Origin of the sequence: Microtetraspora malaysiensis, assembly GCF_001528665.1 — a bacterium.
GTDB classification, from domain to species: domain Bacteria; phylum Actinomycetota; class Actinomycetes; order Streptosporangiales; family Streptosporangiaceae; genus Microtetraspora_A; species Microtetraspora_A malaysiensis.
In genome coordinates this window covers 1-21,498 of sequence record NZ_BBYJ01000033.1, presented here as the reverse complement: position 1 = coordinate 21,498, position 21,498 = coordinate 1, and the positions used below count along the sequence as shown (strand labels likewise).

The window sequence follows — 21,498 nt, the reverse complement described above, 5'->3', positions numbered from 1 at the left end:
GTCCCTCGACTCCGAAGGCGGTTATGTTGATTCTCCAGTCACCCAGGTCGTCCCTGGTGCTGTCGGTGGTGGCCGCGCTGGGACTCCTGCCGGCCACCGCCGCCGTCGCGGGCACGACCGCCGGTACGGCCGCCGTAGCACCCGCGATCTCCTGGGAGGCGTGTACCGGACTGCCCGTGCCCACCGCGGGCCTGGACTGCGGCAAGCTGACCGTGCCGCTCGACTACGGCAACTCGAGAGCCAGGACCGTCGACGTCGCGGTGATCAGAGCGAAGGCCACCGGCACCCGGACCGGCTCGCTGGTGATGAATTTCGGCGGCGGCGGCAACGGCGTCATCAAACTGGCGGCGGGCCACCAGAATTACGCGGCCCTGCGCGAACACTACGATCTGGTGAGCTTCGACCCACGCGGCTCGGGCGGCACCTCCCCGCTGACCTGCGCCTCGGGTGCCGTAGCCGACCGCCTGTTCACCGTCAACCCGGGCGTCCGGAACCCGGCCGACCGCAAGGCGTTCCTGCGGGCGACCGCCGACTTCATCCGCACCTGCGAGAAGGAAGGCGGCGGGATCCTGCCGCACGCGGGCATGGGCGACACGGCCAGGGACATGGACCGGCTGCGCGCGGCGCTGGGCGAGAACAAGCTCAACTACTACGGCATGTCCCTCGGCAGCGTCCTTGGCGGCGTCTACGCCACGTTGCATCCCCAGCGGGTCGGCCGGATGGTTCTGGACGCCGGGCTGAACCCCCGGCAGTCGGTGGTCGAGGTGGTGAAGCAGCTCACCCGCACCTCCCAGCTCGGCTACGAGAGATTCCTGGCCTGGTGCGTCAAGAAGGGCTGCGACCTCGGCAAGGACGCCAAGGAGGTCAACGGCGCCATCGAGGGACTGGTCGAGCGGCTCAAGAGCAAGCCGCTCAAGGGTGGCGACCGTCCTGTCGGCGCCAGTCTGGCGATCGCCGCACTGCAGGCCGTGGTTGGCGGAGAGCCGTACTGGCAGGAATTGGAGGCCAGGCTCGCCCAGGCGATCAAGGGTGATGGCGATCCCCTGCTGAAGCTGGCCGACGCGATCACCGGACGCCAGGACGGCACCTACCCGCTCTTCGGGGTCTTCGGCTCGGCCCCGTACAGCAGCGCGGTCTACTGCCGTGACCGCGACCGGCCCGCCGTACGGGACCTGCCCCGGGTCGAGGCCGAGTTGACCCGCATCTCCCCGATCTTCGGTCAGCTCAGCCCGATGACCGCCTTCCTGATCCCCACCTGCGCGCAGTGGCCGGTGCCCGTCGACCCCGAAGGGCGCACGGTCGGGCACACCGGCCCGGCCCCGATCCTGGTGATCAGCTCGGAGAAGGACACGGCCGCACCGGCCAAAGAGGCGGCGAGCCTGAGCAGGCAGCTCACCAACGGCGTGCTGGTCACCTACGGAGGTGACCTGCACGGCGCGTACCCGGCCGGTGGCCCCTGCGTCAGCGGCATCGTCGAGGACTACGTGGTGACCGGCAAGGTCCCCGCCAAGGGAACGTCCTGTCCCGCCACCTGATCGCCGGCGTCTCCGTCACCCCCACGCCGTCACTCTCGGCGATCGACACGGCGGTCGCGACGGCGGCGGCGAGCATCAGCCGATCTTGCGGAGCACCACACCGCGCAGGCGGTCGGTTGTCAGGTAGCCGGTGTGACGTGAGTCGTGCGAGCGATCCGGGTTGTCGCCGAGCACGACCAGGTGGCCGGCCGGCACCCGTGTTCCCGGCGCGGTCCGCAGCGCGGGCACGGTGTCGCGCGGGATCGCGTCGCCCGGCAGGGCCGCGACCCGCTTGATGATCCAGCGGGCGCCCACGCCCGTCTCGGGGTCGGGGCGTCCGGAGAGCACGACGACCTGGCCGGCGACCAGCGAACCGGGCGCCGCCCGCTGGACGAGCACGCGCTCGCCCGGCTGGTAGGCCGGCGTCATGCTCTCTCCGTCGACGGTCACCACCAGGTAGCGCCGGCGCAGCCACAGCACGGCGATGGCGACGACGAGGACGAGGACGATCAGCACGATGAGCCCGGCCGTCATCGGGAGGCGCCCGTGTGCTCGGCGTCCTCGCGGTAACCGGAGGCTTGGCGGAGGAACAGGTGCGCGTACGTGCCTCCATCGGCCATCAGCGAGTCGTGTGTGCCTTCCTCGATCACGGCGCCGTCGGCCAGCACCACGATCCGGTCGGCGTCGCGGACCGTGCCGAGGCGGTGGGAGACGAGCACGCTGGTGCGGGTGGAGCGCAGCCGCGCGAGGCTGCTGTGCACCTCGTACTCGGCGTCCGGATCCAGGCCCGAGCTTGGCTCGTCGAGGATCATCAGGTCGCGGTCACTGCGGAGGAACGCCCTGGCGAGCGCCACCCGCTGCCATTGCCCGCCGGACAGCAGCGCCGTCGAGCCCTCCTCCTCCGGGTCGAACACCCGGCTCAGAAGCGTGCGATACCCGGACGGCAGGGCGGCGACGGCGTCGTGGACACCGGCCTCCCGCGCAGCCCGCTCGATCCTGGAGGGGTCCTCGCCGGCCGAGAGGTCGCCCACCGCGATGTTCTCCGCCGCGGTCATCTCATAGGTCACGAAGTCCTGGAAGACGGCGCCGATCCGGGCGCGCAGGGCCTCAGGTGGCACATCGCGGAGGTCGACGCCGTCCCACAGGACCGCCCCCCGAGTCGGGTCGTAGAAGCGGCAGAGCAGTTTCACCAGCGTGCTCTTGCCCGCGCCGTTGCGGCCGATCAGCGCGAGCGTCTGCCCGTGAGGGATGAACAGGTCGACGCCGCGCAACACCCACGGATCCTCCTCGCCGTAGCGAAACCAGACGTCGCGCAGCTCGATGCCCCGGCGCAGGGACGGCAGCGCCCGGCGGCCGGTCGTGGGCGGATCGGGCTCCGCCCGCACGATCGTGACGTGGTGATGGAAGCCCAGCAGGTGTTCGTAGGCCATGACCCCGGCCGACACCGTGACGTTCAGCGCGGCCTGCACACCGGCGACGGCCGCGACGAGCATCGAGACGTCGCCGACGCTGAGCCGGCCCTGGCCCGCCGCGAGGACCGCCCAGATCAATCCCGCGCCGGCCACGATCGCCGAGGCGCCCGCGAGGCTCGCCTGGACGAAGAACTCCCGGCGATCCAGCTTTCGGCGGGCGGTGTTCGCGGTCCGCAACTCGGCCAGCATCCGCAGGCGCAGAAAGGCGCTGAGGTCGAACAGGCGGATCTCCTTGGCGGCGTTCGCGGTGGACATCAGGCTCGCGTAGAACAGCTCCTTGCGCTCGGCCGGTCCGATCCGCCACATCATGGCGGCCCGCTGCCGCGATGTTCGCAGCTCGATGAGCAACGCGGGGATCGCCGACAGCACGACCAGAACGGTGAAAGCGGCGTTGACGAGCGCCAGCGAGGCCACGAATCCGACGACGGTCACCACACTCCGCACGGTGGTGAGCGTGGTGTCGACCAGCCTGCCGGGGTTGCCCGCGCTCTGCCCGGCCAGGCGCAGCCGGTCGAGGAAGGCCGGGTTCTCGAACGGGGCCAGTCCCGTGAACCGGGAGACCGCCGCGAACAGCTCGTCCTTGGCACGCATCGCCGCCCGGCGGTCCACTTCGGCGCGCAGGTAGTCCCCGGCGTGTGTGGCCGCGGCGGCGGCCGTGGTGACCGCGGCGATCGTCACCGCCAGGCCGGGCAAGGCGCCGACCTGCCCGGCGGACACCCCGTCGAGTACGGCCTTCGTCAGCCAGGCCAGCGCGACCGGTACGGCGGAGCCCACGAGCGTGACCGCCAGATACCCGAGCAGGTGGACCGCCGCGGCCCGCCAGGCCAGTCCGGCGGCCCGCGCCGCGCATCCTGCCAGAGCGCGCGGAGCGGGCGCTTGCCAGCCCGGTTCGCTCATGCGGCTGTTCCGGCCGGCAGCCGGGAGATCTTGGCCTCCATCGCGAGCAGCCTGCCGCCCGCGGCCACCTCGAAGAAGGTCGGGTACGACTCCACGCCGAAGGCTCTGGCCACCGGGTTCGACGCGTCCGCGATGACCACCCGCGCCACCGGCGCCAGCGTCGTGACCAGGTGAGCGGGGTCGGCCGCGTGGCCGTCGACCACCGCCAGCACGCGGGCCCGGTCCTGGCCGGCCGCCCAGGCGGCGAGTTCGGGCAGCTGTTCCCGGCAGCCTCGGCATTCGGGTGAGAGGAAGGCGACCACCGTTCCGTCGGGCAGCAGGTCTCGCGCGACGCGGTCTCCGTCCACGGTCGTGGCGTCGAATTCGCCGACGACGTCGCCGAGCGAGGGCCCGGCGTGCGCGCTGGGCAGACCGTTGCCGACGACTTCGTAGAGGGCGTCGATGAGCTTCGTGTGCTCGCGCAGCCGCCGGATGACGGCCAGGCACAGCAGCAGGCTCAGCAGAGACACGATCCCGACCAGGATCACGATGGCGATCAGATAGGGCTCCATGGGACACCTCCGGGGAAGGGCGTGCCCGGCCACGGCTGAGCCGCGGCCGGGCACTGGTCGATCAACTGCAGTAGATGTACTTGGCGCAGCTGCCGCAGGACTTCTTACCGCCGGGGTAGTAGCAGCAGTACTTCGCGGTGAATGCCGGGAAACTGCAGCACTCGTAGCCGCAGTCCGTCGCTCTGGCCACAGTGTGCGGCGCGATCATCGCCAGGAGCCGGTCGGCCACTCTGGTCACGACTCGCATCGAACCTCCTTCGGTACAGCGGGCCGTTCACCCGCCTGGTGCGGCAGAAGCCTGCACCCGGAGGCTGATCGATTTCTCAGCGGATTCTCAACGGCCTAACGGTGGTGCGCCGCGATGCGCTCGCGTACCTTCTCCGCCTGCGTGTCGCCGAGGGCGTCGCCGACGGCGTCGTACGATTCGGCCGCCCGCCTCCAGGCGTCGAGCGCGCTCGCGTCCTCGCCCGCGAGCAGGTGGCTCTCGCCCATGCGGACCAGCGTCTCGGCGGCCGCCTGCGGGTCGTCGTGGCCGCGCAGCAGGTCCGCCGCCCTCTCGAAGGCGGCCACCGCCCCCGCGTAATCGCCCTTGAGATGCAGCACGTAGGCGACGCTGTCCCAGGCGTGGCCCTCGCCGTGGGCGAATCCGAGCTCGGCCAGAATGCGCTGGGCCCGGCGGCAGTCGTCCAGTGCCTCGTCGTACTCGCCCAGCCGGGTACGCGACCAGCCGGCGTTGTTCAGCGCCCGCGCCTCGCCGACCGCGTCGCCTGCCTGCCGGAACAGCTCCAGCGCGCGCAGCGCGTGACCCAGTTCCTCGCCGGGGCGCAGCCTGCTCACCGAAACGCTCATGCCCAGGTGGACGTGGGCCTCCAGGCCGGGTTCCGCCAGGTTCTCGTGCAGGTCGAGCGCGTGGCCGAAGTGTTCGAGCGCCTCGTGGTGGCGGCCGAGTCTGCTGTGAACGCGGGCGATGCTGTTGTGGCATCGGGCAGCGGCCAGGTCGTCACCGAGCCGTCCTGCCGCCTCCAGCGCCGCCGCCTGGACGTGCGGCATCATCGCCCATGGGCCGCGGCGCTGCATGAACTCCGCGTACGCCCACGCCAGCCGCCACACGTGCCGGTCGTGCCCGGACTCGGCCGCCGCCGATTGCAGCGCGGGCAGCGCCACGGACTCCTCGGCGAACCAGCGCAGGGCGTCCGTGGGCCCGCCGAATCGTTCGACGACGACGCCGGGCGCCGGCGGCTCCAGCTCCAGGTCCTCGCGGTGCGGGTAGCACAGCGCGCTGGCGGCGCACGCCGAGTGCACGTAGTAGTCGAGCAGCCGGGTCGCTGCGGCCCGCCGTTCCCTGTGAGGGTCGGTGGCGCGGGCCTGTTCTGAGGCGTAGGCCCGTAGCAGGTTGTGCAGGCTCAGGCGGCCGGGCGTGCGGATGGTGACCAGGTTGGCGCGGTCGAGCTCCGCGGTGAGCCGCCGCGTCTGGTCCGCGGGCAGCGCGGCCAGGCCGGCTGCGGCGGGCAGTGGCAGATTCGGCCCCGGGTGCAGGCTCATGAGCCGGAACAGGCGCTGCGCGGGCGCGGACAGATCCTGGTACGAGCGCCCGAACACCCTGCGCAGGTCGATGGCCGGGTCGCTGTGGGCGAACGGCTCCAGGTCCGCGCCGACTCGGGCGAGGTCGGCGGCGACCTCGGCCAGCGGCAGGTCGGTGCGCTGCGCGAGTCGCGCCGCGACGATCGCCAACGCCAGCGGCAGCCGTTCGCACTGCTCGATGATCTGCGCGGCGGCTTCGGGCTCGGCCGCCAGCCGTGCTTCGCCAAGCCGCGCCACCAGGAGGTGATGGGCGTCCTCACCGGGTAAGTCGTCCAGGCGCACCAGAAGAGCGCCCTCGGCGACCGCGAGGCCGGGCAGCTCCGACCGGCTGGTGATCAGTGTCGCCGAGCCGGGGCCTGCGGCCAGGAGCGGGCGCACCTGGGCGGAGTCGCGAGCGTCGTCGAGGACGACGAGAACCCGGCGATCGGCCAGCATGCTGCGGTAGAGCCCGATCTGCGCGTCGACGTCCGAGGGCATCTCCGATTCCTTGACGCCGAGCGCGCCGAGGAAGCGGTGGATGACGGCCTCCGGATAGACCGTCCCGAGGTCCGCGTACAGCTGGCCACCGGGGAAGCGGCCGCGATGCAGGTGGGCCCAGTGCAGCGCCAAGGACGACTTGCCCACCCCCGGTGGGCCGGAGATCGCGCAGACCGCCGCGGTCGCCGGCTGCTCGCAGGCCTCGGTCAGCCGCCCCAGTTCCGCCGCCCGCCCGACGAAGTGCCGCAGGCCGACGGGCAACTGCGCCGGCACCCGGCTGGAGCGCTCGCCCACCTCGCCGGACCGCAGGAGCGACCGATGAAGACGCTGGAGCGCGGCGCCGGGCTCGACGCCCAGTTCTTCGGCGAGCGTGCGGCGCACGCGGGCGAAGTGTGCCAGCGCCTCGGCGCTACGCCCCGACGAGTGCAGCGCCTCGATGAGCGCCGCCGCCACCAGCTCGTCCAGGGGATACTCCTCGACCAGCGATGACAGGCCGGCCACCGCGGTCACGGCGTCCCGTCCGGTCACCGACCGGGCCCAGCCCAGCATCGCCTCCTTGCGTTCGTCACGCAGGCGGTGGCGGACGCGTTCGGCCCACTCGCCGGACACTCCCGTCAGGGGGTCGCCGCGCCACAGCCCCAGGGCCTCATCGAGCAGCGGAGCCGGGTCCGGCGCCGTCATCGCCTGTTCGGTGAGCGTGCGGAAGCGCACCACGTCCACCGCCGACTCCTCCACGTCCAGCAGGTAGCCACCGAGGCGGCGGATGACGGCGCCCTCGTCCGCGAGAACCTCGCGCCTGAGGCGGGTGATGACGGTGTGCAGTGAGCCTCGCGCGCCGGAGGAGATTTCCTTTCCCCAGACCCGGTAGAAGATCGATTCGACCGGCACGACCCTGCCGACGTCCCAGGCCAGAGCGGCCAGCACCAGCGCGACTTGCGGCGGCCGTACCGGCCGAAACTCTCCGGAACGCTCGACCTCAACTGGCCCGATCAGCCGTATTAGCATGATCGTGGAGGGTAGTGCTTGTCGGATTCGTCCGGCTATGACTAAGTTGCGATATGCAATACGTCGAGGTGGCGAGCCGGCTGCTCTTATTCACGGTGTTCGCGCTCGCGCTGGCGAGCAAGGTCGCCAGTCGCGGAGCCTGGATCCGGTTCGTCGAGTCCGTCAGGTCGATGGCGGTCGTTGGAGGCGCGCTGGTCACCCCGGCAGCGGTGGTGGCCGTCCTGGCAGAGGCGGGCGTGGTCGTACTGGCGGCGATTCCCTTGCGCCAGGCGGGGACGGCGGCCTTCACGCTCGCGGCCCTGCTCCTCGGCGGCCTCACCGTCGCCGTGGTCATGGTGATCCGGCGGGGCGCCGCCGTCCCCTGCCGCTGTTTCGGCGCCTCGGAAACGCCCCTGAGCGTGGCGCACGTGGTCCGCAACCTGATCCTCGCCGCGGCGGCCCTGCTCGGCCTGGCGGCGTCCGCGGTGAGCGGCTCCTTCGACCCGGTCTTCACGGTGATCGTCGCCATCTTCGGAGCCCTGCTCGGGCTGCTGCTGACCCGGTGGGACGATCTCGTCTCGCTGCTGAGTACTACCTGATCAGAATGTGATCACCGTGCGGGCGTATCTCAGCCAATCGGTGACGAGCGGTTCCTCCAAGGCCGAATTTGGGCCAGCATGATCCAGTCGTCGAGGTGTTGGAGGGCGGATGGTCGTGTTCGCGTGCGCGGGATGCGGTGTCGTGCTGACGGCGCGGGTGTCACGGGTCGCGCTCCCCGTCCACGCCGGTCAGCATTACGGCCATGAACTGCTGCCTGCGCTCCTGGAGCCTGGGACGTACGCGGTGAACCCAGAACCTTTCGGACCGCCGAGGCGGCGATGGGAGGAGGTGGGGGCGGACGAAGCGGAGGCCCGCGGCGTATACGCGCCGGTCTACTCCCTGTCGTACGGGCCGCCCGGAACGGTAGGGGTTGCGCCCGGCGATGTTCGCGGAACCGTTCTGATACCTGAGCGGTGCGACGGTTACTGTTTGGGGCTGGACGGGCGAGACGGTCCGAACCTGGCGTGCGAGGAGTGCGGGCAGGCGGTTGCGACCCGCATTGACGACTGCACGCTCTGGCAGGTGGTGTGGCTGGACCCGCGCGCCGTGCGCCCAGTCAGCGTCGAGGGCCCCGCTCGTCGGGTGGTCGGCTGGGAGGCGCTACGGGAGGGACATCCGGGCACGCCACCTATCGAGCAGCCCGGATGGTGGAGCCCGGTGTGGACCGCGGCGGTCGCGGTGGCGCTGGCCCACCTGCTGGCGGCGTCGGGCGGCAAGCGAGTGGCCGTCCCCGACGGACCGGTCGCCGAGGTGTTTCGCAGGGCGATCGACACCTTTCTCCCGCCGGGACCACCGACACGGGACCTTGTCTTGGCCGGTCCGGGCCTGCCCGCCACGGTCACGGACCTAGCCCTGGTACCGCGGCATCCGCAGACTGATGAGGTGTGGCCGACCAGTGCACGGGGGGCGGTGCCGCTGGCTGCTGACGTGTGGATGTACATGGCCTTCCACGACGATCGGCGACTTGTTCCAGCGGCGAATGGGATGCCTGACAGTGTCCGCCGCGACGATCCGCCGCCACTGTTGCCGTGGAGGCCGTTCCGGCCCGATTGGAAGGTGTTCCTCAGTACATTGGCGCGCCTGCCGGAGGTTCGTCAGCCGTGGTTACGCGCCATCTATGACCAGGTGAGAGACCGCCGATACCAACACCCGTTCTCGTAGACGATTTCACGACCATTCTCGGCGGCAACCTCACGCACCGCCCCGACTCCACGAGCGGACGCCTGATCCGTCATCGATGAGGACGGGTTGATCAGCGGGACGCGTGGTCCTCGCGCCCGGCGTGCGCGCGGAGCGCCGTGGCCACCTCCCCGGCCGCACCGAGCTGCTCGGGCGTCAGCGCGTCGACGAACAGCTCCCGTACGGCCCGCAGATGCGGCACCGTCGCCGCCTGGAACGCCTCGGCCCCAGCGGCGGCCAGGACGACCTCCGCCCCTCGGCTGTCGGTGACGCAGTCCTCCCGCCCGATCAGCCCGCGCCGCTCCATCCGCCCCAGGTGGTGCGACAGGCGGCTGCGCTCCCAGTTGATGTGTACCGCCAGGTCCGAGGACCGCATCCGGTGGCCCTGCGCCTCGCTCAACGCCAACAGCACCGCGTAGTCGCCCGGCGAGAGCGCGGAGTCGCTCTGCAGCCGCGCCGAGATCACCGCCCTGAGCGCCTCGGCCGTCTCGATGTAGTCCCGCCATACCCGCAGCTCGTCCGCCGTGGGCAGGCTGCGCTTCCGCGTCATCCCCGCCTCCTAGTTGACATGTCAATCACATCATACATAATTGACGTGTCAATCACATTGAGCGAAGGAGGCCTGTCATGTCTGATCTCGTGTTCGGCCTGGACACCTTCGGCGACCTGCCGGAGGACGACCACGGCGAGCTGATGACCCACCCCGAGGCGATCCGGCAGGTGGTGAAGGAGGCGGTGCTGGCCGACGAGCTCGGCGTCGACGTCATCGCGCTGGGCGAGCACCACCGCCCGGAGTTCGCGATCTCCACCCCCGAGACCGTGCTGGCCGGCATCGCCACGCGCACCGAGCGGATCCGCCTGTCCTCGGGCGTCACCGTGCTGAGCTCGGACGACCCGGTCCGGGTGTTCCAGCGCTTCGCCACCGTCGACGCGCTCTCCAACGGCCGCGCCGAGATCATCCTCGGCCGCGGCTCGTTCACCGAGTCGTTCCCGCTGTTCGGCTACGACCTGGCCGACTACGACGAGCTGTTCGAGGAGAAGCTCGACCTGTTCGCCAAGCTGCGGGACGAGCGGCCCCTCACCTGGAAGGGCAGGCTGCGGCCCGCACTCGAGGACGCCGACGTCTTCCCGAAGACCGCCTCGGGCAGCCTGCCCACCTGGGTCGGCGTCGGCGGCTCGCCGCAGTCGGTCGTCCGCACCGCCACGTACGGCCTGCCACTCATGCTGGCCATCATCGGCGGCCCGGCCAAGCGGTTCGCCCCCTACCTCGAGCTGTACCGGCGTGCCGCCGAGCAGTTCGGCACCACCGCGCACCCGGTCGGCATGCACTCGCCCGGATTCGTGGCCGACACAGACGAGGAGGCCAGGGAGCTGTTCTGGCCGCGCTATCGGGTGCTGCGCGACCGGATCGGCGCGCTGCGCGGCTGGCAGCCGATCCGCCGCGAGGAGTACGACGCCGAGGTGGAGCACGGCTCTCTCTACATCGGCTCGCCGGAGACCGTCGCCCGCAAGATCGCCGACGCGGTCGGCACCCTCGGCGTCGGCCGCTTCGACCTCATCTACACCGCGGGCTCACAACCGGCGAGCGCCCGCCTGCGGGCCGTCGAACTGTACGGCAAGGCCGTCATCCCGATGGTCCGCGACCTGCTCGGAAGAAGTGACCGATGAACGAGACCATCGGCGTGCTCGGCGCGGGCAAGGTCGGCACCGTGCTGGCCAGGCTCGCGCTGGCCGCGGGTTACAAGGTGCTCATCGCCGGGTCGGGTGATCCGGCGAAGATCGCGCTCACCGTCGGCGTGCTCACTCCCGGCGCGGTCGCGACCACGGCGGCCGACGCCGCGGCGCGCGCCGATCTCGTCATCCTGGCGCTGCCGCTCGGCAGGTACCGCACGGTGCCCGCGGCGGAGCTGCGCGGCAAGCTCGTGGTCGACGCGATGAACTACTGGTGGGAGGTGGACGGCGTCCGCGACGACCTCACCGACCCGGCGACGTCCTCCAGCGAGATCGTGCAGGCTTTCCTGGCTGGGTCCCGCGTCGTGAAGGCCTTCAACCATCTGGGTTACCACGACCTGGAGGACGAGGCCCGGCCCGCGGGCAGCCCGGGACGCAAGGCCATCGCGATCGCCGGCGACGACCCGGCCGGTCTCGACGCCGTCGCCGCGCTGGTCGACGCGCTCGGCTTCGACCCGGTCGTGGCCGGGCCGCTCGCCGAGGGCGTGCGGTTCCAGCCGGGGACGGCCCTGTTCGGGGCCGACGTCGACGCCGCGGAGGTCCGGGCCAGGCTGAAGAGCTTCTCTCAACGCTGAGAACAATTCAAAGGAGGCAGGATGTCTCACCCCGTCGATGCCGGCCATGCCACTCCCGAGCTGACCGAGCTGGTGCTCTCCCTGTTCGAGCAGAAGGCGGCCGCGTCCGCCGCCGGGTTCATGTCCCACTTCGCGCGTGACAGGCTGACCTACACCGACGCCACGTTCGGCGGCCAGTGGACGAGCCATCAGGCGCTCGCAGCGGCCTTGGGGGGCCTGATGGCAACGTGGCGGCCGCCCGTCGCGACGTACCCGGTGAAGATCATCGGTGACACGAGCGGTGCCGTGGTCCTCTTCGTCAACTCGGCCCAGTTGTTCGGGCACGAACTGCGCGTCATCGCGCCGCTGGACCTCCGCGACGGGAAGATCGAGCGCCAGGTGGACTACTGGGACGGCAGGCATTTCGGAACCGCGGCCACCAGTCAGATGCGGGTGCCCCCGGACCAGTACCCCGCCGAGTTCGGGGAGAGCCGGATCGGTGAGCGCGCGCCCGCCGTACTGCGGCAGGTGGCGGACACCCTGGCCGGCGCCCTCTCCACCGGTGATGCCGCAGCGGCGGCGGCCCTGTTCACCGACGATGCCAGGTTCGAGGATCTGACACTGCACACCGCCATGGTCGGCCGCCAGGCCATCGGCGGGTTCCTGGACCGGGCGCGGGACCTGCTGCCCTACGGGCTCGGCACCTCGGTACGGCATGTGGTCGGCAGTGGGCAGGGCGGCGCCTACGAGTGGCGGAACACGGGCGCCGCCGTACCCGGCGGGGTGGTCGCGCTCGAACTCGACGGCGAGTCACGCATCAGCCGCCTCACCACCGTCTGGGACGGTTCGCTGATCGACGACTCGGCGCAGACCGCGCTGCTTGGGGCGACCGTCGAACGGTGAACAGCGGAACCCAGTCAAATGACGGGGCATTCGCGCTGACGCGAACAACCGTCACTTGACCGATGTGGCACGGGTCCCCGCTCACCACAGTGGATGTAGGGCGGAGCCGCCGCCCACGCCGACCAGTGGAGGAACCGTGTCTGAGAACCCGAACGAGCTCACCACCGACAACTGCGTCGTCGTCCTGATCGACCACCAGCCGGGGGTCGCGCTGATGACCACCCCGCTCTCGCACAACGACCTGATCAACAACGTGGCGGGGCTGGCGGAGTCTGCCAAGGCGCTTAACGTGCCGACCGTGCTCACGACGGTCGGGGCCTCCGGCGGCCCGCTGGTAGATCCGATCTTCAAGGAGATCAGCGCCGTCTTCCCCGACGTCGCACCGATCGACCGGGTGACCACCGCAGCCTGGTCGCACCCGGGCGTGCGGGCGGCGGTCGAGGCCACCGGCCGGCGCAAGCTGGTGATGGCGGGCCTGTCCACCGACGTGTGCCTGGCTCAGACCGTGCTCGGCGCGCTCAAGGACGGCTACGAGGTGTACTTCGTGCCCGACTGCTCGGCGGGCGTCACGCCGGAGGCGCACGAGCTGGCCAAGACCCGCCTGGTGATGGCGGGCGCCAAGCCGATCAACTGGGTGGCCGTGGTCGCCGAGTGGGCCCCGGACTACACCTCGCCGGAGCGGGCGGCGACCACCGCGATCCTGTCCCGGCGCGGCGGCGCCTCGGCGATGTACATGGACTTCGTCTTCGACCAGGTCAATGCGGGCCTGGTGAAGGCGCCCGACTTCCTGTCCTAGTCAGGGCGTCGCGCAGGGCGGCGCGGGTGGTGATCCCGAGCTTGGGATAGATCTGGTACAGGTGGGAGCTGACAGTGCGGTGCGACAGGTGGAGGCGTTCGCCGATCTGCTTGTTGGTGAGCCCGGAGGCGGCCAGCTGGGCGATCTCCAGCTCCTGCGGCGTCAGCAGCGAGTCCGTGCCGCCGGGTCCGGCCGCCCGCAGTTCCCTGCGGGCGCGCTCGGTCCACGGCCTGGCGCCGAGCCCGGTGAAGGCGTCCACCGCGGCCGTGAGCGTCTCGCGTGCCTGCGCCTTGTCCCCGGTACGGCGCAGCCGCTCGCCGAGGGCCAGCCGTACGCGGGCGTGCTCGAAAGCCCAGCGGTCCGCGCCGGGGACGGCCAGTGCCTGGCGCAGCAGCGTGATCGCCTCCTCGTCAGCGGGGGCGGCGAGGCCGGCCGCGGCGGCGACCAGCATCGCGTACCGGCCGGACAGCCGGGCGATGCCGAGCTCGCGCAGCACCCTCACATGCGCGGCGGCCTCGCCGTCCCTGCCGGTGCGCACGGCGGCCTCGACCAGGTCGAAGGCGCCCCACAGCGCGTGCGCGACGTAGGGCGCCAGCGTGCCCGGCGGGGTGAGCGCGCTCGCGTGGCGGTAGGCCGCCTCGTAGTCGCCCGCGCCCAGGCTCACCAGCGTCCGCGCCTGGTGGGCGAAGGCGGCCGCCGCGCCGACGCCGCGGCGGGCGGCCCAGCGCAGCATCCGTTCGGCCAGCGCGTCACCGGCCTCGCTCTCGCCGTGCACGGCGTGCAGCAGGACCTGGTTGTAGTGGAAGTACCAGGCGAAGAACGGGTAGCCGTCCTCGCACAGCGCCACCCCGTCGGCCGCCAGCCGCCGGGCTTCCTCCCACTCACCGGTCAGGAACTTCTCCATGCACAGGTGCATCAGCGCGCCGACCCGCCGCCGCGCGGGGCCTTCGGCGTCGGTGGCCAGGTCCGCCAGGCGACCGGTCAGCTCGCCGACCCGGTCGAGGTAGACGGTCGCCGTCGCGCCCCGCACCAGCACGGTCGGATCCGCCGTACGGCCGAGCACGTGGCGCGCGGCCTCCAGCGCGTCGAGCCCGTCGGCGGCGGTACGCGCGGGATCGGGGAACGTTCGGGCGGCCAGGGCCAGGATCGGCGGCGGAGCGGGTTTCAGCTTCCGCACCGTGTCCACGAATGGGGCCCACAGCTCTTCGCGGCCGCTCCACCAGCAGACCAGCTGGAGGGTGTGCAGGGCGTCGACGAGCGCTGGGTCGCCCGTGTCGTAGACGGGGCCCGAGGCCTCGATCGCGCCGGTCAGCAGCCGGTGCGCGGTCACCAGGTCGGCCTCGGCGTCGACCAGCACGTATACGGCCGCCGCTGCCGCGTACAGTGCGCCGCTCCCACCGGGGTCCGCGCCGCGGGCCCTGCGCAGCAGTTCGGTGGCATTGGCCAGGTCGCCGGTCGACTCCGCGCCGATGTAGGCCGCCTCCGCCAGCCTGCGGCAGCGATCCCCGGAGGCGGGGCTCAGGTCGGCCGCCCGGGTCAGCGCGGTGACCGCGCCGACCGCATCACCCCGGCGCAGCGCCGCGTGCCCGGTGTCCTGCAGTTGCCGGGCGACCTGCTCGTCGGGCTCGATCGCGGCTTCGGCCAGGTGCCACACCTGGCGTTCCGGCCGTCCCGCCAGGGCCTCAGCCAGCGCGAGGTGGGCGACTCTGCGTTCGGCGAGGGTGGAGTCCGTGACCACGGCCGACCGGATCAGGGGGTGGCGGAAGGTCAGGCGCGGCGTGGCGGCGTCCACCCGCACCAGGCGCTCCCGCTCGGCCGGGGCGAGAGCGGCCAGCCCCTCCCCCGCCCTGGCCGCCGCGCGCAGGATACCGAGGTCGCCGGTGCCGTCCAGGGCCGCGAGCAGCAGGAGCCCGCGCGTGGCCTCGGGCAGGACGGTGACGCGTGCCGCGAACAGCGACCGCAACCGCTCCCCCAACGGCAGTACGGCAGGCAGCCCCTCCGCCGCCGCCCGCTGCGCCCCGCTCAGCTCGGCAGGCAGTTCCAGCAGCGCCAGCGGAATGCCACCGGACTCGGCGACCACCCGAGCCCGCACCCGGCCCGCGAGCGCGGGGAAACGCTCGGACAGCAGCTCGTGAGCCGAGGAATCGTCCAGCGGCGACAGCTCCATCTCCGCCAGCCCGCCATGATCGAACAGGCTGCTCACCCCGCTCCTGGATGCCCCGAGGAACCCGATCCCCGTCCCCGCCAGCCGTCGCGCCACGAACCCCAGCACCGCGGCGCTGGCCAGGTCGAGCCAGGGCAGGTCGTCCACGACCAGCAGCAGCGGCTTACCGCCCGCCATGTGTCGTAGGAGCGCCAGCGTGGCGTTGACCAGGAGCAATCGGTCAGGCACGGGGCCGGTGTCTGAGCCGAGCGCGACCTGGAGTGCCTCGCGGAGCCTGGGCGGGAGGTGTTCGGCCTGGTCCAGCACCGGCGTCAGGATCTGGTGCAGCCCCGCATAGGTGACGCCGGCCTCGAACTCCACGCCGTCGGCACGCAGCACCCGCGTCCCTTCCGCCGCGAGCATGCCCGCCACCGCGTCGAGCAGGGCGGTCTTGCCGACCCCCGCCTCGCCGACCACGTGCAGGCTCCGGCCGTACTCGCCGCCGAAAAATTCGATCACGTGCCGCACGTCAGCGGCGCGGCCGATCATCAGGGAACGAGGGAGTCCAGCAGGCGCAGGCGCTGCGCAGAATCCGAGCCCGGTGTCGCGCCCAGGAAGATGACGCGCTGCCCGGGATCGTCGGCGAACCGCAGGCTCTCCTCGTTGAGCTCCAGCGGGCCGACCAGGGGGTGGCGGTAGTGGCGCGTCGAATGCGTGCACTCGGCCACCGACTGCGCGGCCCACAGCCGGGCGAACTCCGGGCTCTTGATGCTGAGCTCCCCGATGAGGTCGGACAGCGCCGGGTCGTCGGGCATGTCACCGGTCGCCATCCGCAGGTAGGCGGCGGTCCTTGCGGCCTCCTCGTGCCAGTGCGGGAACAGGTCGAGCATGGCCGGGTCGAGGAAGAGCATCTTGGCCAGGTTGACGTACTGGCCGGGATTGAGCCCGTAGAGGGCATAGCCGAGCCGGTTCGCGCCGAGCAGGTCGAAGTACCGGCCGACGATGATCGCCGCTTGGTCGGCGGTGCTGTCCACCAGCGTCAGCACCGACGTCCGCACCCGCTCCGGCCCGTACGGCCGGCGGATCTGCTCCGCCTGGGCGGGCCTCGCGAGCCGGACCAGGTGCGCCCGCTCGTCCACGCTCAGCCGCAGCGCGTTGCCCAGCGCGTGCAATACGGAGTCGGACATCTGGTGACTCTCACCTTGTTCAAGCCGTGTGTAGTAGTTCACGCTGATGCCCGCCAGTTGGGCCACCTCGTCCCTGCGCAAACCCGGCACCCGGCGTAGGCCGTGGGACGGCACGTCGCTCTCGCCGGGATCCAGCGCGGCACGGTGAGCCCTCAGGAACTCCCCCAGCTGATCACCCATACCGCGATTGTCACGCCCGATCGCGGGCACTGCCAGCCCCTGGCATGGGTACCCAGCGCCTTCCAGCGGACTCATCTGGTCGGGTACAAGCATCGAGATGACGAGATCGCCGGACGGTGAGATGGGGGCGGCTCTCCCGCTCGGCCTCGCGGTCATGCTGTCCCGCTCAGGTTGGCATCAGGATGTCGCCGCGATGGACCACTCCGATCAGGCTGCTGGAGTGATCTCAAGATCCGTACGCTCCTCGTACGTGATCATGGGCATCCGGTTGCCATCGGTGACATCCTGTGGCATACCCCGGATACGCGAATGGCCTGCGTTTCCGCAGGCCACGAGGCGTTTCGACTAGCTAGATTGTGAGTGCCCCCTGCAAGATTCGAACTTGCGCTCCCGGCTCCGGAGGCCGGTGCTCTATCCCCTGAGCTAAGGGGGCTCAACGAGAGATAAGGCTACCAGTTCCCATGGACTCCTCGCGCACATCGTTCTGGGCCGTCTTTGCGACGATCCCGCGACGATCCGGTGAAAGCCACGCGTGGACCCCCGGCGAGGGGTTAGCTTTGCGCCCGTGAACGACGTTCTGGGCCGTGTACTCGTGGTGGACGACGACGAGGTCATCAGGCAGCTCATCGCGGTCAACCTCACCCTGGAGGGGTTCGAGGTCGAGACGGCGTACGACGGGCAGGACTGCCTCGACCGCGTCCACGAGGTCGATCCGGACATCATCACCCTGGACGTGATGATGCCGCGCCTGGACGGGTGGGAGACCGCCACCCGGCTGCGCACCGATCAGAGCACCAGCCACATCAAGGTCGTGCTCATCACGGCCCGCGCGCAGGAGGACGACAAGCGGCGGGGGCTCGGCATCGGTGTGGACGCCTACCTGACCAAACCGTTCGACCCGGCCGAGCTGATCGACGTGGTCCGCGACCTCGCCGACGGCGCCCTATCGTCATAGCCATGAAGCTGGCGGTATGGCGCGAATCTGAACCTATTTCACGTGACCAGGCCCGGGAACGTTTTCTCGACGGCCCACCGGAGCCCGGCGACGGCTTCGCCGACGCGTTCGCCGCGCTCTTCCCCGGGGAGCGGATCGACGACATCCCCCTGGAGCGCGTGGACGAAATCTCGAACGCCGTGTTCGCACTGGCCCGGGAGCATGGCCTCGTCTGCTATGACCCCCAGCGCGATCTCGTGCACAACCTTGAGCCGCGCGGCGTGTATCCCCAGATGCAGATGCACACCGGCGACGGGATGATCGTCGGAGACCCGGACCTGAAGCTGATCTCCGACGTGCTGGAGACGCTCTCGCCGCAGAACCCGTTCGTCGCGCTCGTCTGCTTCGGGGAGCACTTCATGCAGGTGTCCCCCGGCTACGAGCTGGAGTTCAAGGAGAACGGGGAGATCCGCGCCACCGTGACCGCCGACCTCGCCGAGGTGCGCCGCGCGATGCTGGAGTACGCCACGGGAGACCGGTCGTTCCTCCAGCGCCACGAATGGACGGCGGTCTAACCGGCCGCCACCTCGGCGGCCGCGCGGTCGAGGAACACGGCCAGCCGGTCGGGAGCGGCCAGCACGCCCAGGTGGCCGCGTCCTGAGATCGTGATGAGGCTGCCGTTCCGGCAGGCCCGCAGGAAGGCGCGCTCGTCCGCGCGAAAGTGGTCGCGCGCCCCGTTGACCAGCCACACCCGCCCCGGATATCCCGCCAGCGACGCCACCGGGTCCTCGGACGCCACGGCGGCGACCACCGACGGGACGACCTCGCAGGACAGGCCGCCGGCGAGCATCGCCTCCCCCGCTGATCCCGGCAGCGACCGGCGGATCACGTACGCGCTGACCCGGTCGGCCCGCGCCGCGTTCGCGACGGCCAGCCGCCCGGCGAGCCGGTAGGCGTGGACCAAGGCGCCGGCGGGCCGGGCCGTACACCCCATGGCGACCAGCCCGGCCACCATTGACGGATGGCGGGCGGCGGTGGCGATGCCGACGTAGCCGCCGAGCGACAGCCCGCCGACGAGCGCCCGCCCGCCGAGCCCGGCGATGCACTCCGCGACCGCGTCGCAGGCCGCGTCCAGATCGAACGGCTGTCCGCGCCGGGAACCGTGGCCCGGCAGGTCGGGCGCGGCCGACGGGCTCCGCAGCAGCGACCGCACCGGCGACCACATCGAGCCGGAGACTCGGGTCCCATGGACGAGGACGACGGGCAGATCCGCCATGACACGACCTCCTTCAACGCGAGGAACGCAACGCAACGTCGCGTAGCGTTTTTATCCAACCACAACGCAACGGTGCGTTGCGATCGCGGTAGGGTGACGGACATGGCACCGCGTAAGAAGGACGACATCCTCAACGCCACCCTGGAGCTGCTCGCCGAGAAGGGGTACGAGGGCCTGACCGTCGAGGGCGTGGCCGAGCGGTCGGGGGTCAACAAGACCACCATCTACCGGTGGTGGCCGTCGAAGGCGGCCCTCCTCGGCTCCGCGCTGATCGAGGGGCGGGCGCTCGACCTCGAGTCGCCCGACACCGGTTCGCTGGGCGGCGACCTCCGGGCCCTGACCGAGGAGATGGCGCGGCTCCTCACCGCTCCCCCCGCGTGCGACGTCGCGGTCGCCGCACTCGGCGCCGCCGTGGGCAACCCCGAGCTGGCCGAGGCGACCCGTGCCTTCTTCGCCGACCGGTACGCCCGGGAGGCGCCCATCTTCGAGCGCGCCCGCGCGCGCGGCGAGATCGCCGAGGACATCGATCCGATGCTGATCGTGGACCTGCTGGCCGGAGCCGTCTGGCTGCGCGTGGCGTTCCGCGGGCTGCCGCTGGACAAGAGCTTTACCGGCGAGGCCGTCAGGGCCGTGCTGGGCGGGGTAGCGGCGGTGCCAGGCGCCCACCGCGGGTGACAGATCGCGGGCCGAGGGCGCCTGACCGTGCCCGCGGCCGGTCCGTGCCGCGCAGATCGCGTCGCCGGACGGAGCGAGCGCGGCGGAAGGACACCCTGAGCGCAGCACGCTCCCGAGAGGAGGGAGGGGCGATCTTCCCCGCCCCGCACCGGCTGGGGAACGCCCGCCCCGAAATCCCGATGGTCGATCGCGAGTTCACCCCAGCCCGGCTCCCGCGCGAGACGCCGCCGCGGCGCCTGATCCGCCGCGGACTGCTCCTCGGAGCCACCACCCTGATGGTCGCAGCCGGTACGGGCGCAGCCGGTACGGGCTGCGACCATCAGGGGGCGCAGGCGAGCGCCCCCACCCGGCCCTCGTACGGCGACGCGGCCGCCCAGGGCGCCTCCCGCGGATATCCGGTTCCCGGCCCGGCCGACGCGCTCGGCCCGGCCGCCGTCCTCGCCCAGCCGACCCCATCTCCGACCGGGCCCACCGGGCCTCCCGTGCCCACCGGGCCTCCCGGGCACGGGATGGAAGGTCCGTTCGGCGCCGTCCACGGCGAGCTGGTCGTCCCGAAGCGCGGCGGCGGCTACCAGACCGTCACCACCCAGACCGGGACGGTGACCTCGATCAGCCAGAACTCCGTCTCCGTCCAGAGCACCGACGGCTACGCCCGTACGTACACGATCAACGACTCGACCCGCGTCTGCGCCGACCGCAGGGGGCTGGCGGACATCGCCTCCGGCGACACGGTCTGGGTGATCAGCCCCGGCAAGGAGAACAATGCGCCCGCCGCCCTGCTCGTGAACCTCAGCCGTCCGCAGTGGCCGACCGGGCACGAGGGAGCCGGATCCCCGGGCGTCCCGACGCCGTTGGAGTCGCCGTCGTGACCGGCCCCGTGGCGGCCACGTGAGACGCGGCCGGTCTCCGGGAAACGTTCCCGGAGACCGGCCGTGCCCCGTTTCGAGGGAACACGCTCAGAAGCGTCGACACCGAATCCAGATAACGGGGACCGTCGCCGACCCGCACCGTGACGCCTCACCGACCCGAGCCGACGAAGTTCCCGACGGGTTTCCCGACGGCTTCGTCCGGGACGCCGCGACCGCCGGCGGATTCACAACCCAGGCGCGCGACAACGACAGGCGGGGTTGCGCACGGGAGGGTTGTCAGAGTTTCCGCTGATAGCTACGTAGGGGCGGGTCCCGCGCCGGCCTCCCCCTGGCCTGCTCCCCTTTGAGAGCTCGCGGGGCCTCAACGGTCGGACACCTGCCGCGGCACCGAACCGGACGTCGGTCCCACCGTGCGCCGCCGGGAACTCGGCTGTGCGCCTGCGCCGGGAACCGGCCGCGCGCCTGCGCAGATCCGCCATAGGGGCCGTTGAGGGACGGCCGCGAGGGACGGCGGCGAGGGGCCGGCCTTCCACCTGCGCGGGTACTCGCGTGATCCCGGGTGAGATCGGGCATCGCCACAGCCCTCGCGATATGAGCGTCCGATATTTCCTGAAATTTGATATCGATATTCGCCTCGAAATTCTTTGCGAATTCGACTTGATTAGCGCCGCCGCCTTTGGCATTATTCATACAGGCGTTCTAATCGCGATCGGGGGTGGGCATGACTCAGCTGTTCGAGCCCGCCGGGTTCTTTCCTGATGAACTACCGGGTCGCGACGAGTCCCGTCCTTGTGATGCCGACTGGTGGGAGCGCGCCACAACCCCCGGGTCAGCCCAAACGGGCGAAACGCCCCGTAGTGCCGCCATATTTACGATTGACGACTTTCTCCCCGATGCGGCGAAAGGAAGCAATTCAACGGCGAATAGCGCGACCTCGACAAAAACGGCGCCTCCTTTCTTCGGCTACCTGGGTCCGGGCGCGGCTTCGGTAGAAC

At 71.3% G+C, this 21,498-nt stretch carries 21 protein-coding genes and 1 tRNA gene; 12 read left to right on the top strand and 10 right to left on the bottom strand.

From position 1 onward, the window contains the following. Positions 1-23: 23 nt before the first annotated feature. The gene (locus AWQ71_RS34125; RefSeq protein WP_169806696.1) at positions 24-1,535 is read left to right on the top strand and encodes an alpha/beta hydrolase; all 1,512 of its coding nucleotides are present in this window, start codon (positions 24-26) and stop codon (positions 1,533-1,535) included. A gap of 75 nt (positions 1,536-1,610) precedes the next feature. Here AWQ71_RS34125 and AWQ71_RS34120 read toward each other — a convergent pair whose 3' ends face one another. From AWQ71_RS34120 to AWQ71_RS34100, 5 genes are all read right to left on the bottom strand, one after another. Then, entirely contained in the window at positions 1,611-2,048 is a 438-nt protein-coding gene (locus AWQ71_RS34120; protein ID WP_067141546.1) for a S26 family signal peptidase, read from the bottom strand. Then, on the bottom strand, positions 2,045-3,883 hold the full coding sequence (locus AWQ71_RS34115; protein WP_067141543.1) for an ABC transporter ATP-binding protein: 1,839 nt from the start codon (positions 3,881-3,883) through the stop codon (positions 2,045-2,047). Before AWQ71_RS34115 ends, AWQ71_RS34120 begins: the two co-directional genes overlap by 4 nt. After that, positions 3,880-4,434 (bottom strand): TlpA family protein disulfide reductase, encoded by a 555-nt coding sequence (locus AWQ71_RS34110; RefSeq protein WP_067141540.1) that lies wholly within the window; start codon positions 4,432-4,434, stop codon positions 3,880-3,882. Before AWQ71_RS34110 ends, AWQ71_RS34115 begins: the two co-directional genes overlap by 4 nt. Before the next feature lie 61 nt (positions 4,435-4,495). Further along, a complete protein-coding gene (locus AWQ71_RS34105) occupies positions 4,496-4,681 on the bottom strand; it encodes a hypothetical protein (protein ID WP_067141537.1) in 186 nt (61 codons plus the stop codon). Positions 4,682-4,776: 95 nt separating this feature from the next. Continuing rightward, positions 4,777-7,497, bottom strand: coding sequence for an AfsR/SARP family transcriptional regulator (locus tag AWQ71_RS34100; protein WP_067141534.1), 2,721 nt, complete (start codon positions 7,495-7,497; stop codon positions 4,777-4,779). Between the two features lie 53 nt (positions 7,498-7,550). Between AWQ71_RS34100 and AWQ71_RS34095 the strand changes: the two genes are divergently transcribed. Next, positions 7,551-8,075 (top strand): MauE/DoxX family redox-associated membrane protein, encoded by a 525-nt coding sequence (locus AWQ71_RS34095; protein WP_067141531.1) that lies wholly within the window; start codon positions 7,551-7,553, stop codon positions 8,073-8,075. 109 nt (positions 8,076-8,184) lie between these two features. Then, positions 8,185-9,237: a hypothetical protein gene (locus tag AWQ71_RS34090; RefSeq protein WP_067141528.1), complete on the top strand. Its 1,053-nt coding sequence runs from the start codon at positions 8,185-8,187 to the stop codon at positions 9,235-9,237. A 91-nt stretch (positions 9,238-9,328) separates the two neighbouring features. On the opposite strand, the gene AWQ71_RS34085 is transcribed toward AWQ71_RS34090, so the two are convergent. Further along, the gene (locus AWQ71_RS34085) at positions 9,329-9,805 is read right to left on the bottom strand and encodes a MarR family winged helix-turn-helix transcriptional regulator (RefSeq protein WP_067141525.1); all 477 of its coding nucleotides are present in this window, start codon (positions 9,803-9,805) and stop codon (positions 9,329-9,331) included. Positions 9,806-9,882: 77 nt separating this feature from the next. On the opposite strand from AWQ71_RS34085, the gene AWQ71_RS34080 reads away from it, so the two are divergent. The 4 genes from AWQ71_RS34080 (at position 9,883) to AWQ71_RS34065 (ending at position 13,239) form a co-directional block, all read left to right on the top strand. Then, positions 9,883-10,923, top strand: coding sequence for an LLM class flavin-dependent oxidoreductase (locus AWQ71_RS34080; protein ID WP_067141521.1), 1,041 nt, complete (start codon positions 9,883-9,885; stop codon positions 10,921-10,923). Next, on the top strand, positions 10,920-11,561 hold the full coding sequence (locus AWQ71_RS34075; protein ID WP_067141518.1) for an NADPH-dependent F420 reductase: 642 nt from the start codon (positions 10,920-10,922) through the stop codon (positions 11,559-11,561). Before AWQ71_RS34080 ends, AWQ71_RS34075 begins: the two co-directional genes overlap by 4 nt. Before the next feature lie 21 nt (positions 11,562-11,582). Next, positions 11,583-12,443 carry a nuclear transport factor 2 family protein gene (locus AWQ71_RS34070; RefSeq protein WP_067141515.1) on the top strand — a complete coding sequence of 287 codons (861 nt, stop codon included), beginning with the start codon at positions 11,583-11,585 and terminating at the stop codon, positions 12,441-12,443. A gap of 136 nt (positions 12,444-12,579) precedes the next feature. Continuing rightward, positions 12,580-13,239, top strand: a complete 660-nt coding sequence (locus tag AWQ71_RS34065; RefSeq protein WP_067141512.1) for an isochorismatase family protein — start codon at positions 12,580-12,582, stop codon at positions 13,237-13,239. On the opposite strand, the gene AWQ71_RS34060 is transcribed toward AWQ71_RS34065, so the two are convergent. The 3 genes from AWQ71_RS34060 to AWQ71_RS34050 all read right to left on the bottom strand — a co-directional run bounded on the left by AWQ71_RS34060 (position 13,199) and on the right by AWQ71_RS34050 (position 17,182). Continuing rightward, positions 13,199-15,931 carry an AAA family ATPase gene (locus tag AWQ71_RS34060; RefSeq protein ID WP_067141509.1) on the bottom strand — a complete coding sequence of 911 codons (2,733 nt, stop codon included), beginning with the start codon at positions 15,929-15,931 and terminating at the stop codon, positions 13,199-13,201. The two genes, AWQ71_RS34065 and AWQ71_RS34060, sit on opposite strands and share 41 nt — an antisense overlap. After that, positions 15,931-16,749 (bottom strand): helix-turn-helix transcriptional regulator, encoded by an 819-nt coding sequence (locus tag AWQ71_RS34055; RefSeq protein ID WP_067141506.1) that lies wholly within the window; start codon positions 16,747-16,749, stop codon positions 15,931-15,933. The genes AWQ71_RS34060 and AWQ71_RS34055 overlap by 1 nt, the downstream gene beginning before the upstream one ends. 361 nt (positions 16,750-17,110) lie before the next feature. Then, positions 17,111-17,182, bottom strand: a tRNA-Arg gene (locus tag AWQ71_RS34050). A 132-nt stretch (positions 17,183-17,314) separates the two neighbouring features. On the opposite strand from AWQ71_RS34050, the gene AWQ71_RS34045 reads away from it, so the two are divergent. Continuing rightward, the gene (locus tag AWQ71_RS34045; protein WP_245656588.1) at positions 17,315-17,704 is read left to right on the top strand and encodes a response regulator transcription factor; all 390 of its coding nucleotides are present in this window, start codon (positions 17,315-17,317) and stop codon (positions 17,702-17,704) included. A gap of 2 nt (positions 17,705-17,706) precedes the next feature. Further along, complete coding sequence (locus AWQ71_RS34040; protein ID WP_084259600.1) at positions 17,707-18,258, top strand: hypothetical protein; 552 nt, start codon at positions 17,707-17,709, stop codon at positions 18,256-18,258. On the opposite strand, the gene AWQ71_RS34035 is transcribed toward AWQ71_RS34040, so the two are convergent. Further along, positions 18,255-18,959: an alpha/beta fold hydrolase gene (locus AWQ71_RS34035; RefSeq protein ID WP_067141503.1), complete on the bottom strand. Its 705-nt coding sequence runs from the start codon at positions 18,957-18,959 to the stop codon at positions 18,255-18,257. The genes AWQ71_RS34040 and AWQ71_RS34035 overlap by 4 nt on opposite strands. A 102-nt stretch (positions 18,960-19,061) precedes the next feature. On the opposite strand from AWQ71_RS34035, the gene AWQ71_RS34030 reads away from it, so the two are divergent. The 3 genes from AWQ71_RS34030 to AWQ71_RS43460 form a co-directional block, all read left to right on the top strand. Next, the gene (locus tag AWQ71_RS34030) at positions 19,062-19,634 is read left to right on the top strand and encodes a TetR/AcrR family transcriptional regulator (protein WP_067141501.1); all 573 of its coding nucleotides are present in this window, start codon (positions 19,062-19,064) and stop codon (positions 19,632-19,634) included. A gap of 179 nt (positions 19,635-19,813) precedes the next feature. Next, positions 19,814-20,503, top strand: coding sequence for a hypothetical protein (locus AWQ71_RS34025; RefSeq protein WP_067141498.1), 690 nt, complete (start codon positions 19,814-19,816; stop codon positions 20,501-20,503). A 721-nt stretch (positions 20,504-21,224) separates the two neighbouring features. Continuing rightward, positions 21,225-21,498: hypothetical protein (locus AWQ71_RS43460; protein ID WP_218002075.1), on the top strand; the 274-nt coding region annotated here is incomplete at its 3' end.